This window comes from Streptomyces sp. NPDC093089 (assembly GCF_044754405.1).
Classification (GTDB): Bacteria; Actinomycetota; Actinomycetes; order Streptomycetales; family Streptomycetaceae; genus Streptomyces.
This window is the reverse complement of record NZ_JBIVPA010000006.1, coordinates 169,369-185,884: the sequence shown is the minus strand read 5'-3', so window position 1 is coordinate 185,884 and position 16,516 is coordinate 169,369. Positions and strand designations below refer to the sequence as shown.

Genomic DNA, 16,516 nt, shown 5'->3' with positions numbered 1-16,516 from the left:
CCCGCCCTCGTGCCGTGGCCCGGCCGCGCCGCCCCCGGCGGGGCGGGCGTGCGGCCCGGGGCCGTCAGGGCGGGCCGGTTCCCCGCTTCCGCTCCTGCGCCAGGAGGGCGGGCAGGTCCCGCAGCCGGTCCAGGCCCGCCACCGGCCGGGACGTGCGCGGATTGCGGCCGAGCCGGTCGCGGTGCCGGTGGAGGAAGGCCCAGTATCCGGCCGTGAACGGGCAGGCGTCGTCGCCGACCCGCCGGTCGGGGCGATAGGGGCACGGCCCGCACAGGTCGCTCATACGGTCGATGTAGGCGCCGCCGGAGGTGTACGGCTTGCTCGTCATCCGGCCGCCGTCGGCGTACTGGGACATGCCGACGACGTTGGGCAGCATCACCCAGTCGTAGCCGTCGACGAAGCTGCGGTGGAACCAGTCGGTCACGGCGGCCGGGTCCCAGCCGCGCTGGAGAGCGTAACTGCCGAGGACCATCAGGCGCGGGATGTGATGGGTCCAGCCCGTGTCCCTGACCTCGCGCAGGGCCGTCGCCACGCACCGGGCCGACACGGCGTCCGCGTCCAGCTCCTCCCACCAGTCGGGGACGGCCCCCGTGTGCCCGAGGAGGTTGCTCGCCCGGTACTCCTCGCCGAAATGCCAGTACAGGTGCCAGACGTACTCGCGCCAGCCGGCGACCTGCCGGACGAAGCCCTCCACGGACCGGAGCGGCGCTCCGCCCGCCCGCCAGACGGCCTCCGCCCCCTCCACGCACTCCGCCGGGTCGAGGAGTCCAAGGTTCAGGGACGTCGACAGCAGACTGTGGCTCATCACCCCGTCGCCGGCCAGCATCGCGTCCTCGTGCGCGCCGAAGCCGGCGAGCCGGTGGTCCAGGAAGCGCCGCAGCGCGGCGAGCGCCTGCCGTCGGTCCGCCGGGAACGCCCGGGGACCGTCCCGGCCGACGAAGGACACGTCCCCGTCCCGTTCCCAGCGGTCCAGGTCGTGCCGGACCTCCTCGTCGATGCCGTCCTCACGGGGGCGGTACGGAGCCGGCGCGCCCAGCGAGCGGGCTCCGCGCGGCGGGGGCTCGCGGTTCTCGTGGTCGAGGTTCCACACGCCTCCCGCCGGGTCGTCCCCCTCCATCAGCAGGTCGTGGTTGCGGCGGACCCGCCGGTAGAAGTCCTCCATGCGGAGCGTGCGCCGATCCCTCGCCCAGGCCGCGAACTCCTCCGGACCGACGAGGAACCCGCGCGGCGGCAGTACCGTGACGCCGTCGAGCGAGCGGACCAGGCGCAGCGCCGCCCGGGAGGTGGGGTGGTGCACCGTCACCCGGCCGCGGCCGACGGCACGCCGCAGCCCCTCCCGGTACGTCTCCGCCCGCACGTACGTCACCCGGTCGCCGAGCTCCGCGGCGCGGTGCCGCATCGCCGACAGGACGAGGTGGGCCTTCGCCCGGTGGAAGCGCCGGCGGCGGAAGACCGAGCGGGCCTCGATCATCACCACGGGGGCGTCACGGGCGGGTCCCTCCCCGCCCGGCGCCAGGAAGGCGGGCCCCAGCTGGTCCCCGAAGAGCCAGTGCGTGTGCGTCATGCCTCATCCGTCCTTCTCCGGGCCGCCGTACGCCCCGTCCCCCGTCTTCGCCCCGGACGCGCCCGCCGGATGCGGCGAGGCCCGGTTCGGAGCGCCCCGCCGCATTTGTCGCCCGCTCCGCGGCGGAACCGGACACGAGACCCCACCGAAGAACCGGAGGCCCTCATGCCCCGCTCCTGGGAACCGGAAGGACGTACCGCCGTCGTCACGGGCGCGGCCCGCGGACCGGGCGCCGGACTGGCCCGCCTGCTCTCCCGGCGTGAACTGCCCCGTCTCATGCGGGCGCACGCGTTCGAGCAGACCGGCCTGCTCGGCGCGGGCGGCGACATCGAGGAGAGGCTGATCGACCGGAGGCCGACCGGCCCGCCCGCGGACGGGTGGGGAAAGTGACGAGGTGCGGGACCTCCGAACCGACGGCGATCACGGAGGGCCCCGAAAGGGCGGGTGTCCCGGTGCCCTCCGCCGGACGGGGTACTTCGTCAGCGCCGCCGAACGCCGTGCACATCATTGGTTCGGCGAATCGGTAGCGTCCTGACCAGGTGCCCTCGCACACGGATGCCGATCGGCGCCCCCGCGAGGGCCTGTCGACGATGGATCGAGGCGAGGAGAGCAGCGTGTCCCGACCTGTCACTGTGGGAGTGGACGGCTCTGAAGGAAGCGCGGCGGCGGTGGACTGGGCCGCCGACGAGGCGGCGCTGCGCGGCGACGGCCTGCGACTGGTGTACGCCACACGGTGGGCGGAGCACCAGCTGGGGGCGATGAAGGTGTCGCACGAGGACCGTGCCGGCGCGGCGGAAGGCGTGCTGGCCGAGACCGAGCGGCGGGTGGGTTCCCGGCAGCCGGACCTCGCCATGACGGCCGACGAGGTCGAAGACGCCCCCGTCAGCGTGCTGCTCACCGCCGCCGCCGAGGCCGAGCTGCTCGTCGTGGGCTCTCATGGGCTGGGTAGCGTCCGGGGGTTCGTCGTGGGTTCGGTGGGGCAGGAGGTCGTCGCCGGAGCGCAGCGTCCGGTGGTTCTCGTTCGCCCCGGATACGAGAAGGACAGCTCCGGTGCGTCCGGGGGAGGGAACCGCCGGAAGGTGGTCCTCGGCCTGGATGTGAACGACGTCAAGGACGAGCTGCTGGACTTCGCGTTCGACTTCGCCGGGCGACACCGAGCCCCGTTGGAGATCGTGCACACGTGGCACGAGTCCTTCGTCCACCACCCCGGCGCAGCCGCGAAGGACGAGAGGGCCACCGCACTGGCCGCAGCGGTTCGACCGTTCCGGGACAGGTTTCCGGCGACGGAGGTGGCGGAGGTGTCCGCTCATGGACGAGCGGCCGAGCATCTCGTCGAGGCCGCGTCGGACGCACGCATGGTGGTCGTCGGTCGGCGCAGGGCGGCCCGGGGCGCCCACATCGGATCGGTCACTCACGCCGTGATGCACCACGCCACCTGCCCTGTGGCCGTCGTACCGCACGCCTGACGGCCGGGGAGGCGAGTCGCGGTTCCCGAGCGGCGCCGCCGACGAGCTTCTGGGCCCGGGCCGCTCTGCCGCGGTCCAGGGCCGGCGCCCGCACCTACCGGCACCTGATGCCGGGCGGCATCACCAAGGCCGCCCGAACCCTGGACGCCGGCACCAGTGTGCGGACTACTCGTCGTCCTCCTCGTCCTCGTCGTACCAGCCTTCGATCATGCCGACGAGTCGTTCGTTAATCGGGTTGTCGAACTCGTCCTCGGTGGCGAGGAGTCGGCGCAGCGTGTTCAGCGGATACCAGTGCTCGCCGGGCTTGGCGTCGGGTGCGCCGACGCAGGGGGTGTCCAGGTAAGCGGGATCAGGGACCGGCGGATAGAACGCCGGGAGCAGGCCGAAGGCGGCATCCGGTTCGAACGACCACACCCAGCCCTCGCGCCGGCGGCGCAGGGTCTCGCCGATGTACCACACGGCACCCTGGACGAAGGGGGAGCGGCGCCGTGCGGTGATCTCCGCAGACTCGGCGAACGACTCCTTGACGAGATCTTCCAGGACGTCGAGGGAGGCGTCGGAGAAGTCGAACCGGTCGACACCGCCCGCTTCCTGGGCCCAGGGCTCGAAGGCGGCCCGGCGTTCGCCGAGCCACGCCAGGAGTCCGGGATGGCGGGTGGAGTCGTAGTCGGAGGGGGGTGTGGCCATGGGTCCGAACCTACCGAAGCGTGCCGCCACCCGCGCAGTATCTTCGCGGAGTCATCACACGGCACGTCAACAACCGCTTGTACGTGGGGTGTTGACGGCCTCTAGTGTGGTTCGTCGGCAGGAGCGGGCACGATACGGGGGCCCCATGTCCGGCCTGCCCTCGCAGTTTTGAGTCCCGTGGCCCCCACGACCAGGGACACTACGTGAGAACATCCATACGACAGCGCCTGAGAAGGCGCTTATCTGCCGCGCTGGCGGTCGTCTCCTCGGCGGCGGTGCTGCTGGTCGGCCTGCCGTCCGTGGCGTCGGCCGAGCCCGGGAACTACGCGAAGATCACCGGTGGCAAGCGGTGCGATCAGATGCACCTGAAGAGGACCGTCCCGCGCACGCCGAACAACTCGGGTGCGCCGACGGGGCAGCACCACTGGACGAAGTCCGGGCCGGACGAGGAGTACTACTACAACAACGCGTTCAAGGGATTCGAGAACGTTCCCGCGCCCACCGCTGCCGAGCTGGGGCAGGTCACCGGCAGCCGTGCGGACATCGACAAGTGGGACAAGGCGTATGCGGCCTCCAAGGACCCGGAGGACATGCGCAAGGCGATCTACTCCCGCTACAAGCGGCACCGGAGCGAGTCGAACAACCCCAAGCCGTTCGGCAGTTGGAAGGTCAACCTGATCAGCGCGCAGGTCAGCAAGCAGAAGGGAGGCGTGTTCGAGGTCAAGGCGGTTCAGGACTTCAACATGGTCGGTCCCGACTGGCTGTGCGAGGTCACGATCGAGATCTTCGACAAGGACGGCAAGAAGATCGCCTCCCGGCGGTACGACTCCTACAACCAGCGCACCGGTGAACTGGGGGAGTTCAAGTCCGACGGGAAGCGCAAGCCGGCCCAGCTCCGGGCCGACAGGATCATCCTGCGGCACAAGGACGCGACGTACGACTTCACCCGGCACCGCCTGACGATGTTCACGTCGGAGAAGCCGAACGGGGCCACCCTCCGCGACTACAAGGCCGAGAACGACAAGCTGCGGGCGGAGCGGGGGACGGGGAGCAACCCGATCCGGGTCGCGGAGCGTCGGGCGACCGCGAAGGGCCTGTGGCCGCAGACGAAGTACACGAAGACGTACAACGTGTTCAACCCGCTGCCGAACCGCGGCACCCAGGGCCCGGGCGCCTCGATGGCCTACGGGTCGGGACGGAACCCGGCCCAGGCCCGGCAGTTGCAGAACCAGTACCTGGCGGACAACGCCCGGTCCGCGCTCGGCCGGGGCCCGGGCGGGGTGGACTTCTCCACCCTGGAGCTCCAGTACGTCGGCAACCCGGTCAAGGGCAAGGCCCTGGACTACTCCATGAAGGCCGACCTCATGCCCGATGAGGACGACAACCCGGGCTGGGGCGGACAGGCGAAGCTCGAACTCGCCTCCGACGCCCTGTTCACGTGGCTTGCGCTCACCCCGGACCGGCAGTGGGTGAACCTCAACCCCGACCAGCCCGACACCATCATGGACAAGGCGTTCGGTGAAACCGACGCCGGCCGCGTCCTCCTCGTGGCCGACATGGAGATGAAGCGGGACTTCTCCCGCGCCATGGACCCCAAGAAGTCCCCGGGCAAGGAGTTCATGGACGCCGCCCCCAAGGTCGAAGGGGTGCCGTGCTGGGGATCGGGACGCAACTGGATCGTTCCCGGCCGGGCGAAGGTCCGCGAGCAGGACGGCGGGATCTACATCCTCGACGCCCCGCTGGAGGTCAACCACGCGGCGATGGACTTCGACACCCCCGTACCGGGAGAGGACTGCTCGAAGAAGCTCAGCAAGGAGGAGAAGGAGCGCGGCCACCGGCTGATCACCCAGTATCTCGTCCCGCACGTCGAGAAGCAGATCAACACCGACCCCAAGTACGCCGACCTGCGCCGCGTCTACAAGTCCCGCGTCGCGGCCGAGTGGATCCGCCAGCAGGATGCGAAGAAGGCCACCGACTTCCGTCCCCTCATCAACAGCAACGACCTGAAGCGGTGGCCGCTTCGCGGGGAGAACGCCGACTGGGACAAGCGGACCGTGTGGAGGGAGATGGTGAAGTCCTTCACCGAGGGCGACTTCACCTACGAATGGCCCCTCGGCGACGGCCGGATCTACACGTTCTTCGTCGGCGGCATCGACTTCGCCAAGGCCCCCAAGCGGAACGTCACCGCAGTCGAGTTCACCGCCCAGCACCGTGAACTGCCCCGCACGACAAAGGACTCCGTCCGCACGGAGACCTCCGCCCGCGACAGCGACACCGCGTTCCTGGGCGGCAACGGCGCCGCCCTGACAGACGACGGGAAGCCCGACCCGACGCCGACGCCGACGCCGACCGGCCCCAAGCCGACCGACCCGACCGCCCCGCCCACGTCTCCGAGCCCGGACCCGACCAGCGACACCGGCGGCAGCGGAGGCGCGACGCCTCCGGCGAACCGCCCGGACCCGGACGGCGGCCTCGCCGACACCGGCTCGGACACCCCGATCGGCCTGATCTCCGGCATCGCCGCCGCGATCGCCGCCACCGGCGCGGCCCTGGTCTGGTGGATGCGGCGTCGCCGCACCGCCCAGGAGTAGCCCGACCGAGCAGTACCAACAGGAAGGGCCCCACCCCGGTTCACCCCGGGGCGGGGCCCTTCCCCTGCGTACTGCCGGTGCCGGACCAGCGGGCGCCGGTGCGGCGAGAGAACACAGGCGCGAAGCCCTGTCTCGCCTTACCGGAGCGATGTTCTTCGCAATCATCGGTCGGGGCGTTCCGGTGTACGGTCGACACCGCCCTTGACCTGCACAAAGCAGGCATGGAGCCGTCTCAGAGGAATACGCCAAGCAGTGGCGGCCCCGGCAGCGCAGGATGACGGACTACTCCACCGGCTGGCACGTCGACAGCTCGATCAACGTGCACATCGTCCCGCGCCCGGGATCGCGGAAGCTGAACTCGGTCCCGCCCATGGTGGTCGAGCGGTTCCTGGACGAGATGGAGGGCGACGGGGTCGGCCGAGGGAACCAGGTGAACATCTTCCGGGTCCTGAAGACCATCCTGCGCGACGCCTACGCCAAGGGGGCCATGGCGGACGACCCGGTGAAGGGCGTCCAGGAGCCGGAATACGTGCGCGAGCAGATCCATTTCAACACGCTGAGGCCGGCGAAGCTGAAGCACCGCAAGGCGGGGGAGTTCCGCGAGGTGCCGCTGCCCCGGTCGGTGCGGGAGGCGATCGAGCGCTACGAGGCCAAGTACGGCACCACGAAGGACGGCTACCTGCTGCGTGGCCCGGGCGGCTACTTCACCGAAGGCATGGAGCGACGCCGGGTGAAGAAGCTCTTCGAAGACCTCCCGCCGGAGGAAGGTGTCGGGATGCACGGCTTCCGGTACTACTTCGCCTCGAACGCCCTCGGGAACGGCATCCCCATCACCGACGTCGCGGAGTGGATGGGCCACAAGTCCATCGAGGAGACGTACCGGACCTACCGGCACCTGATGCCGGGCAGCATCACCAAGGCCGCCCGGACCCTGGGAGCCGGCCTTTGGGAAGCCGCCTGATTCCTCCACCGCTGAGGAACAGCAGGTTCTTGGTCAGCTGGTAGTACGAGCACGGCATCCTTCCTCGTACCGGCCGGCCGGAAGTGCTGTAACGGGCCAGTAATGACACCTGGTCTAACGTGCGTTTTGCCTGATCCCCCCTCTGCGCACCGGCCCGAGGCGCGCCGGGATCACTCCCCTCACTCGCTCATCAAGGAGCCGTCCCATGCACGTGCCCCGTACGCCCGGCCGCAGACGCGCCCTGTGGGCGACGGCCGCGCTCGCCGCTGTGCTGGCAAGCGCGGTACCCGTCGCCGCTCAGCCTCCCGCCGGTGCGGACGCCGCCCGGTCCAAGGTCGACTCGGCAGTCCTCGACTCCGTCGCCGCCGGCAGGGAATCGGCCTTCTTCGTCGTGCTCAAGCGGCATGCCGACCTCTCCGCAGCCCGCGGCAAGCGCGGCCATGCGGAGAAGACCAAGGCCGCGTTCGACGCCCTGCGGGCCGAGGCCGGCCGCAGCCAGGGGCCGCTCCGCACCTTCCTGGACCAGCAGAAGATCGGCTACCGGCCCTTCTGGATCGCCAACGCGCTGCTCGTCACCACCGATGACGAGTCGCTGGTCGAGGAACTGGCGGCCCGTGACGACGTGGCCGCCATCGTGCCCGAACGCCACTACGCACTGGACGAGGTGGAGGCCGCCTCCGGGACGGCCGGCCCCACCACCGGCACCGACTCCCTCGCCACCGGCGACAGCACCCCCGAGTGGGGCGTCGCGGACATCAAGGCCGACCAGGTCTGGTCCCAGTACGGCACCCGGGGCGAGGGCATCGTCATCGCCAACATCGACTCCGGCGTCCAGTTCAACCACCCGGCACTGGTCGACAACTACCGGGGCAACCTCGGCGGCGGCACCTTCGGCAACGACTACAACTGGTACGACCCCACCGGCCAGTGCGCCTCGTCGAACGGCGCCCCCTGTGACAACAACGGTCACGGCACCCACACCATGGGCACCATGGCCGGCAAGGGCGGCATCGGCGTCGCGCCCGGTGCGAAGTGGATAGCCGCCAAGGGCTGCGAGACCTCGTCCTGCTCCGACTCCTCGCTGCTCGCCGCCGGACAGTGGATCCTCGCCCCGACCGACCGCAACGGGCAGAACCCGCGCCCGGACCTGGCGCCGGACATCGTCAACAACTCCTGGGGCGGCGGCGACACCACCTTCTACCAGGACATCGTCGAGGCGTGGAACTCCGCCGGCATCTTCGAGGCCTTCGCGGCCGGCAACGACGGCGACGGCGTCACCTGCTCCACCTCCCACGCGCCGGGCGCGCAGGCCCCTTCGTACGGCGTCGGCGCCTACGACTCCAGTGGGAAGATCGCCTCTTTCTCCGGTTTCGGCCCGTCCCTGGTCGACGGCTCGGCGAAGCCGAACATCTCCGCCCCGGGCGTCAACATCCGCTCCACCTGGCCCGGCTCCACGTACAAGGCGATCAACGGTACGTCGATGGCCACGCCGCACGTCGCGGGCGCCGTGGCACTGCTGTGGTCCGAGGCGCCGTCGCTGGTCGGTGACATCGACGCCACCCGCGCGCTGCTGAACGGCTCCGCCCGCGACGTGGACGACACCCACTGCGGCGGCACCGCCGGGATGAACAACGTGTGGGGCGAGGGCAAGCTCGACATCCTCGGCGCCGTGGACGCGGCCCCGCACACCGCCGCCGTCATCAGCGGCCACGTGACCGACCAGGTCACCGGCGCCCCGCTCGGCGGCATGGTCGTCAAGGCCACCGGCGACACCGACACCCGGAGCGTCACCACCACCGCCGACGGCGGCTACCGGCTGACCCTGCCCGCAGGCAGCTACTCCTTCACCCTCAGCGGTTACGGATACGCCGACGCCGCGACCGGCTACCAGGTCACCGCCGGCGGAGACGCCACCAAGGACTTCGGCCTGACCGCCGTCCCGCACCACGCCGTCACCGGCACCGTCGTCGACGTCACGGGCAATCCGCTCAAGGGCGCCACCGTGCAGCTCCCGGGCACCCCCGTACCCGCCGCCACCACCGACGCCACCGGCCGCTTCACCCTTCCCGACGTCGCCGAGGGCTCCTTCTCCCTCAAGGCCACGCCCGCCGCTCCGGTGCTGTGCAACGGCGTCTGGACCGGCGCCCTGACCGTCGACGGTGACGAGTCCGCCCCCGTGCGGCTGCCCCACCGCACCGACGCCGCCGGCACCTACAGCTGCGCCCCGGTCGCCTCCTCCTGGATCGCGGGCACCACCAGGACCGGCCTCACCGGCGACGAGGACGCGACCACCGTGACGCTGCCCTTCCCGGTGACGTTCTACGGCGTCGAGTACACCAGCGCCTCGGTCACCACCAACGGACTCGTCGGTTTCCTCCAGCCGCGCCTCGGCGACTACGCCAACACCGCACTGCCCACCGCCGCCCAGCCCAACGGCATCCTCGCCGCCTTCTGGGACGACCTGGTCCTGGACAAGAAGTCCAGCGTCCAGACCGCCACCACCGGCGGCCCGGGTTCCCGGAAGTTCGCCATCGTCTGGAACAACGCGGTGTTCGCCGCCGACACCTCGGTCCGGATCTCCTTCGAGGCCGTCTTCGACGAGGCCACCGGCGCCATCACCCTGCAGTACCGCGGCATCGGCGCCAACACCCTGCAGCGGGGTGCCTCGGCGACCGTCGGCATCGAGAACCAGGCCGGCACCGACGCCCTCCCGTACTCCTTCGACGCGGGCGTCCTGAGCGACGCCACCGCGATCCGCTTCTCCCGGAAGGGCGCGTGATGAGCACCATCAGCCACCGAGGCCTCCGCCTCGCCTCCGTCCTCGTGGCGGCCGGCCTGACGCTGAGCGTCGCCCCGCCGGCCCTGGGCGCCGACGACAGCGGCCTGCTCACCCTCACCGCCGCCGAGAGCGAGGCGCTGGCCCGGCACGCCCGGATCGACGTCTACGGCGACGGGGCGAGTGACGACCCGCTGGACACCACGGCCCGACCGGACACCTCCGTGCCGTCCGGGTCCACCGACACCACCGCCACGGACGGCCAGTCGTCCCTGGACGGCACCGGCACCGACGCCTCCTTGGGGAAGCTGACCCAGCGGTCGGCGATGGAGGGCGTCCAGGGCATGGCCGCCACCGTTCCCGTGGCCGGCACCGACGGCGACTTCTTCACCCTGCACTCCCTGGGCACCGTGCAGCGCCGCACCGCCGACGGCAGGCAGCTGTGGATGCGCGACACCACCTCGCTGTACACGGACTGGCAGGTCACCCCGATCCGGCCGTACCAGGCCGAGCCCTACCCGGCCCGCATCGTCATGGGCTTCAACGCGGTCAGCCCCTTCAGCGCGAGCTCCGACCAGGGCTACGACACGGGCGACCTGACCGGGGACGGCGTGGCCGACGTGGTCTTCACCGCCAGGGTCGGCGACAACCCCTACCGCCCGTTCGTGTCGCCCGGTTCCACCCTGCCCACCGGGACCTTCGTCACGGTCCTGGACGGCGCCACGGGCAGGACGCTCTGGTCCAAGCTGTACGCGGGCGCGTTCCAGATCAAGATCGTCGACAGGACGCTGATCGTCGCCGACTCGGCCTTCTACAACCTCAACTCGAAGGCCGGCTCCCGCACGACGCTGAACGGCATCCGCTTCGCGAAGAGCGACGGAAAGCTCGTCCCCAGCGAGACCTGGACCCATGACGCGGGCGCCTACACCGGCGTCGCGTGGAGCAGTCTGGAGCCGCTCGGGAAGGGCCTGCTGGCCGCCTCCTGGAACCAGAGCCGCGCGTACAGCCCCGACAGGACTCCGAGCGGGCACACCCTCGTCCTGGACACCGTGGACGGCAGCCTCAAGTGGGCGGTGACCAACCGCCTGTACTCCCGCGGGCTGTACCTCGACGCAGCCCGGGACCGGCTGGTCGCCCTGGAGCAGTCCGATCCGAACGACGGCGTGAAGTACGAGATCGTCTCCTACGCGCCGGCCGACGGAACCCGTACCTCCCTCGACACCCGGGTCAACGCGCTTCCGCTGGCCATGACGACCGGTGACGTCCAGGGCGACGCCGAACCCGAGTACGTCGTCAGCGAGTCCACGCTCGACAGCGGCGGCCTGCTTCTGAACGCCAACACCGTGCGCGCCCTGAACGGCGACGACGCCACGCCGCTGTGGTCCCGCACGATCAAGCGCGACCCCGGCTCGATCGGTGACGGCGGCGGGGCGTGGGGCCTGAGGACGGTGGACGGGAAGGTCGTCGCCTCCTACCTGGACGACAGGGGCAGCACCACCGCGGAGAACCGCAGAGCCGCCCGCCACGCGCGGCTCGCCGTACTGGCCGGGAACAACGGTGCCGTCAGGTGGGAACAACGCGGCCCGGTCGCCTCGCAGTTCGCGGCGCAGCCGTACCACCAGGACAACGGCTGGCACCTGCGCACCGTCGACAACAACCAGAACGTACGCGTCTACAACATGGGCAGCGGCAAGCAGGAGGACCTGCTGCCGCTCCAGGGCAGGCTCTTCACCGCGGCCTCGACGGACATCAGCGGCGACGGCAAGCAGGACCTGGTCGTCGGCGGCCAGTCCGACGGGCTCTTCGCCTTCGACGGCCCGTCACTGGTCGCGGGGGCCCCGAAGCGGCTGTGGACCGCCGTCCTGCCCGGCCAGGTCCACCAGGTCGTCAAGGCCGACGTGACGGGCGACGGCCGCGACGAACTCGTCGTCGCCGCGGACTCCGCGACCGCGGTCGTGGACGCCCGGACCGGCAAGGTCCTCACCGTCGTCGACGGCGGCGGCCGGTTCGTGCGCAACGCCGCCGCCGCCGACCTCGACGGTGACGGGAAGGCCGAGATCGTGGTGGCCACGGACAAGGTCCGGGCGTACCAGGGCGACGGCAAGCCGCTGTGGGAGTACGCCGCCCCCGCGAGCGTGGGCGAGGCCGTCTTCGCCGACGTCTCGACCGGCGACGGACGGGTCTACGCCCAGTTCCAGACCCGCGGGACCGGCACCCCGAACGTCACCCCGGCGGGCGGCGTGGCCCTGAACGGCAGGGACGGCTCGGTCGCCTGGTCGTTCACGCCGCAGCCCGGTGCGGGAACGGACGGCAAGGTCTACGGAGTCCCGCTGCGCGCCGGCACCTTCGCCGCGGCGGGCATCCCGTACGCCGACGGGCACGCGGTGGTGTACACGTACGTGACGCGCCAGGTCTCCGACGATCCGGTGTACAACGGCCAGTTCACCATCACGACCCAGATCCGCGACGGCCGTACGGGGGAGCTCCTGCACGAGGCCCTGGCCGGCGGCGCCAGGACGCTGTGGAACTGGTTCACCGGCCCGCAGGGCCTGGTCATGGTCGGCAACGCCGGTTACCGGACGTACGCGGCGAACGGCGAGGACCACAAGCTGTACATGTACGCCGACACCCGCAGCGCGGCGATGGCCACGGGCCCGAACGGACAGACCCTGCTGGTCTCCGGCGGGGTACAGACCGTCGAAGTCCACGAACCGTCGGTGCTCACCGCCGGCACGGACTACCCGTTTCCCACCGTCAGCAAGATCATCCTCGGGGCCCAGGAGCTCTTCACCGGTGACCTGGACGGAGACGGCGTCGACGAGGTGGTCTCGCTCAACTTCGACGAGGACGGCACCGACCGCACCTACGCTCTGGCCGGGGACGAGTACGTCCGTCCGTACACCGCGATCCGCCAGCTGACCACGCTCACCATCGACAGGCCGTGAGTCCGATCACCTGCTGACCGACGGGTCCCGTATGTTCGACAGAGCACACGGGACCCGTCGGTCGCACTGCACCGGACGGATTACAGTTGCTGCCCTCATGAACAGGGAAATCGCGGACCGACAGCACCGTTCCACCGCCGCCCCCCTGCTCCGGCTGCACCTTTTCGGCGGATTCAGGGCCACGCGGGACAGCGGTCCCGCCCCGGCCGAACGCTGGCCGCGGCCCGGCGCCCGCACCCTGGTGAAGCTGCTCGCGGTCGCTCCCGACCACCAGCTGCACCGCCAGCTGGTGATGGAGGCCTGCTGGCCCGAGGCCGACCGCGCGGCCGCCCTCGGGAGCCTGCGGGTCGCCCTGCACGCCGCCCGCCGCGCCCTGGAACCCGAGCTCGCCCCTCGCACCGTCTCCTCCTACCTCACCACCGATGGCGAGCTGCTGAGGCTCGAACCGGCCACCGTCCGGATCGACGCCGACGAGGCGGAGGACCGGGCCGTCGCGGCCCTGGAGGCCGGCGGCATCCGCCGGCTGGCCGACGCCCTGGCGGCCTTCCCCGGGGAACTGCTCCCCGAGGACCGCTACGCGCCGTGGGCCCGGGCCCGCCGCGAGAGGGCCGTCGAGCTGCGGGACCGGTTGCGCCTCGCCCACGCCGCCGCGCTGCTGGCCGACGGGCTCACCGAGGAGGCGGCCGCGGCCGCCCGGGCCGTCCTCGACGACAACGCCGCGGACGAGCGCGCCCACCAGCTCTTGATCGACGCGTATCTCCGGCAGGGCCTGCCCCGACTGGCGGTCCGGCAGTTCCACCGCTGCCGCGAGATCCTCGACGTGGAGCTGGGCATCCGCCCCGGCCCAGCGACCGAGCGACTGCATCTGCTGGCCCTCGGCGCGCCGGGCAGCGGCCTGACCTCGACGGGGCCGGGTTTCACCCTGCCCGCTCCGCTGCGGGTCCCGGCCCCCGTTCCGCTGCACGGCCGGGACCGGGCGCTCGCCGAACTGCTGGCCGAGGACGCGCCTCCGGTCCAGCTTCTCGCCGGCGAGGCCGGCCTCGGCAAGACGCGGCTGGTGACGGAGGCGGCACGGCGGGCCGCGTCGGAGGGCGCCCTCGTGCTGTGGGGAGCCGGACACGAGGCGGAGGGGCGCACCCCGTACGGCGCCTTCGTGGAGGCGTTCGACGGCTGGCTCGTCGACCGGCCGGCGGCCGACCGGGCCCGCGTGGGCGTCGAGTACCCGGAGCTGACCGCGCTGCTGCCGTCACTCGGCCGCACCGGCATCGACGCCGCGCGCAGCCCGGAGGAGGAGCGCGAGCGGCTGTTCGGCGCGGCGGCCGGACTGCTGCGCGACCTCGGAGCGGCGGTACCGGTCCTCGTCGTGCTCGACGATCTGCACGCGGCCGACACCGGCTCCTTCCAGCTCCTCAGCCATCTGGCCCGGCGGGCGTCCGCCGCCGGCCTCCGCTGGCGCTTCGCCGTCACCTGCCGGACGGGTGAACTGGCCGAGACCGACCCGCGGCAGGCCGCCCTCGACGCCCTGGAACGGGCCGGGCTCTCCCGGCGACTGCGGCTGGAGCGACTCGGCCGCGACGACTGCCTGGCGCTCGCCGCGCACGCCCTGGGTCTGCCCGAGGGGACCGCGGCCCCGGAGCGGGTCTGGGAGCTGTCGCTCGGCAACCCCCTGTTCGCCCTGGAGCTCGCGCGGGAATGGGGCGAGCACGCCGGGGAACCCGAGGAGGTCCATGCTCCGCAGGGCGTACGCCAGCTCGTCGCGGGGCGACTGGCCCGGCTCGGCCCCGAGGCCCGCCGGGTGGTGGAGGTGGTCGCCGTCGCCGGCGGCAACGCCGCGCTGCCGGAGGTGCTGGACGTCGCCGCCGACGGCATGCACCCACGGATACCCGCCGCGAGCGCCACCGCGGGCGCGGACGCGGCCGTCGCGGCGTCCGTGCTCACCGAACGTGCGGTGGTCGTCGACGGCCGCCCGGTCCCGGGACTGGCCTTCCGCCACCCGCTGATCCGGCTCACCTGCTACGAGCAGCTCTCCGCGGCCCGCCGCCGGCTCCTGCACTCCGCGTACGCCGACGTGGTCCGGCGCCGCAGCCCCGACGCGGTCGACACCCTCGCCGCGCACCTCGCCCGCGCCGACGACCCGCGCGCCACCGGCTATCTGCGCCAGGCCGCGGAGCGGGCCGCCGCCCTGTGCGCCAACGACACCGCGGACCACTACTACGCCGAGCTGACCGGTCTGCTCGACTCGCTGACCGCCGAGGCCGCCTGGGCCCGCATCGACCACAGCGCCGTGCTCCAGCGGATGGGCCGCTACGACGACGCCGTCCGTCTGCTGCGCGGGGCGGTGGAGGACCTGCGGCGACGCGGCGACGCGGACGGGCTCGTGCTGGCCACGGGCCGGCTCGCCGACGTGCTGGCCAGGGTGCGCGCCGCCGAGGAGGGCCTGGCCCTGCTCGACGCCCAGCCACCCGGTCCCGCCACCTCCGCTCGGGCGACCGCGGTCCATCACGCCAGCAGGGCCGCGGTCTGTCTCACCGTCGGCCGCTACGCGCAGGCCGTCGAAGCGGCCCGGCTGGCCGGCGCCTCCGCCGAACGGGTCGTCGGTCCCGAGCGGCGCGGCCTGTGGGGACGGGCGCTGATGCTGCAGGCGGCCGCACTGGCCCTGGACGGACGGTTCACCGAAGCCGGGCCGGTCGCCGACGCGGCGCTGCCGCACGCCGAGGCGTTCGGCGAACCCAGGCTGCTCGGGTCCGTCCTGTCCGTCCAGCGCGAGCAGTCACGGCGCGCGGGCCGGCTGAGTGAGGCCGTCGAGACCGGGCACCGGGCCCTGGCCGTCGCCCAGCGTGCGGGCGATCCGGCGACCGTCGCCTTCGAGCGGGCCAACCTGGCCGAGCTGTATCTGCTGCTGGAGGAGTGCGAGCAGGCCTCGGCCCAGGCCGCCGCCGCGGTGGAGGCGTCGCGGACCGAGCCCGACTGGTCGACGCCGTACGCGCTGCTCGCAGGGGCCCGGGTCAGCATGCGTACGGCCGCAGGTGACCCGGCCGAGCTGCTGGAGACCGCGCTGCGCTGGGCGGTGGTGCACACCGACCGCCAGGCCCAGCACGAGGTGTTGACCGCGCAGGCCGAATGGCGGATCCGGCAGGGCGACCCCGAGGCGGCTCTGGCGCTGCTGGACCAGGTGACCGGGTCCGGTGCCGTCCACATCGCCGCGTGGGCGCACCTTGCCGCAGGGCGCGCCGAGCGGGCCGCCGAGCTGGCGCGGGACGAGATCGAGCGGGCCACCGAGGCGGGCGAGCGGCTGACGGAGACCGCGGCCCGCACCGTACACGCCGCTGCCGTCGGCGCGTTGGGACGCGCCGACGAGTCGGCGGAGCTCTTCGCCGCGGCCGAGGAGCTGGCAGCCGGACTGCCGTACCCGGCCGGCATCCGTCGCCTCGAACTCGCCCGCGGCAGGCGGTGGTGAGTCGGGCGGCCGGGTCTGGAAGCCGCCACCCCTGAGAACCTTTGTGCCGGCGCGGCCCTGGCGGTACGC

9 protein-coding genes are annotated in these 16,516 nt (G+C 72.3%); 7 read left to right on the top strand and 2 right to left on the bottom strand.

Annotated features, from left to right (window positions below; translation table 11 throughout):
- Positions 1-64: 64 nt before the first annotated feature.
- Positions 65-1,564: a cryptochrome/photolyase family protein gene (locus ACIQFX_RS16035; RefSeq protein ID WP_402463302.1), complete on the bottom strand. Its 1,500-nt coding sequence runs from the start codon at positions 1,562-1,564 to the stop codon at positions 65-67.
- Positions 1,565-1,729: 165 nt separating this feature from the next.
- On the opposite strand from ACIQFX_RS16035, the gene ACIQFX_RS16030 reads away from it, so the two are divergent.
- Together ACIQFX_RS16030 and ACIQFX_RS16025 are read left to right on the top strand one after the other, a co-directional pair.
- Positions 1,730-1,954, top strand: a complete 225-nt coding sequence (locus tag ACIQFX_RS16030; protein WP_402463300.1) for a hypothetical protein — start codon at positions 1,730-1,732, stop codon at positions 1,952-1,954.
- 224 nt (positions 1,955-2,178) lie between these two features.
- Positions 2,179-3,030 (top strand): universal stress protein, encoded by an 852-nt coding sequence (locus ACIQFX_RS16025; RefSeq protein ID WP_402463298.1) that lies wholly within the window; start codon positions 2,179-2,181, stop codon positions 3,028-3,030.
- Positions 3,031-3,195: 165 nt separating this feature from the next.
- Here the strand turns inward: ACIQFX_RS16025 and ACIQFX_RS16020 are convergent, their stop codons facing one another.
- Positions 3,196-3,717, bottom strand: a complete 522-nt coding sequence (locus ACIQFX_RS16020) for a hypothetical protein (protein ID WP_402463295.1) — start codon at positions 3,715-3,717, stop codon at positions 3,196-3,198.
- A 275-nt stretch (positions 3,718-3,992) separates the two neighbouring features.
- Here ACIQFX_RS16020 and ACIQFX_RS16015 point away from each other — a divergent pair, with 275 nt between their 5' ends.
- The 5 genes from ACIQFX_RS16015 to ACIQFX_RS15995 all read left to right on the top strand — a co-directional run bounded on the left by ACIQFX_RS16015 (position 3,993) and on the right by ACIQFX_RS15995 (position 16,447).
- On the top strand, positions 3,993-6,308 hold the full coding sequence (locus ACIQFX_RS16015) for a hypothetical protein (protein WP_402463293.1): 2,316 nt from the start codon (positions 3,993-3,995) through the stop codon (positions 6,306-6,308).
- A gap of 274 nt (positions 6,309-6,582) precedes the next feature.
- The gene (locus tag ACIQFX_RS16010; protein WP_402463290.1) at positions 6,583-7,269 is read left to right on the top strand and encodes a tyrosine-type recombinase/integrase; all 687 of its coding nucleotides are present in this window, start codon (positions 6,583-6,585) and stop codon (positions 7,267-7,269) included.
- 205 nt (positions 7,270-7,474) lie between these two features.
- Positions 7,475-10,048: a S8 family serine peptidase gene (locus tag ACIQFX_RS16005; RefSeq protein ID WP_402463287.1), complete on the top strand. Its 2,574-nt coding sequence runs from the start codon at positions 7,475-7,477 to the stop codon at positions 10,046-10,048.
- Positions 10,048-12,990 carry an FG-GAP-like repeat-containing protein gene (locus ACIQFX_RS16000; protein ID WP_402463284.1) on the top strand — a complete coding sequence of 981 codons (2,943 nt, stop codon included), beginning with the start codon at positions 10,048-10,050 and terminating at the stop codon, positions 12,988-12,990. Before ACIQFX_RS16005 ends, ACIQFX_RS16000 begins: the two co-directional genes overlap by 1 nt.
- A 97-nt stretch (positions 12,991-13,087) precedes the next feature.
- The gene (locus ACIQFX_RS15995) at positions 13,088-16,447 is read left to right on the top strand and encodes an ATP-binding protein (protein WP_402463281.1); all 3,360 of its coding nucleotides are present in this window, start codon (positions 13,088-13,090) and stop codon (positions 16,445-16,447) included.
- Positions 16,448-16,516 lie beyond the last annotated feature (69 nt).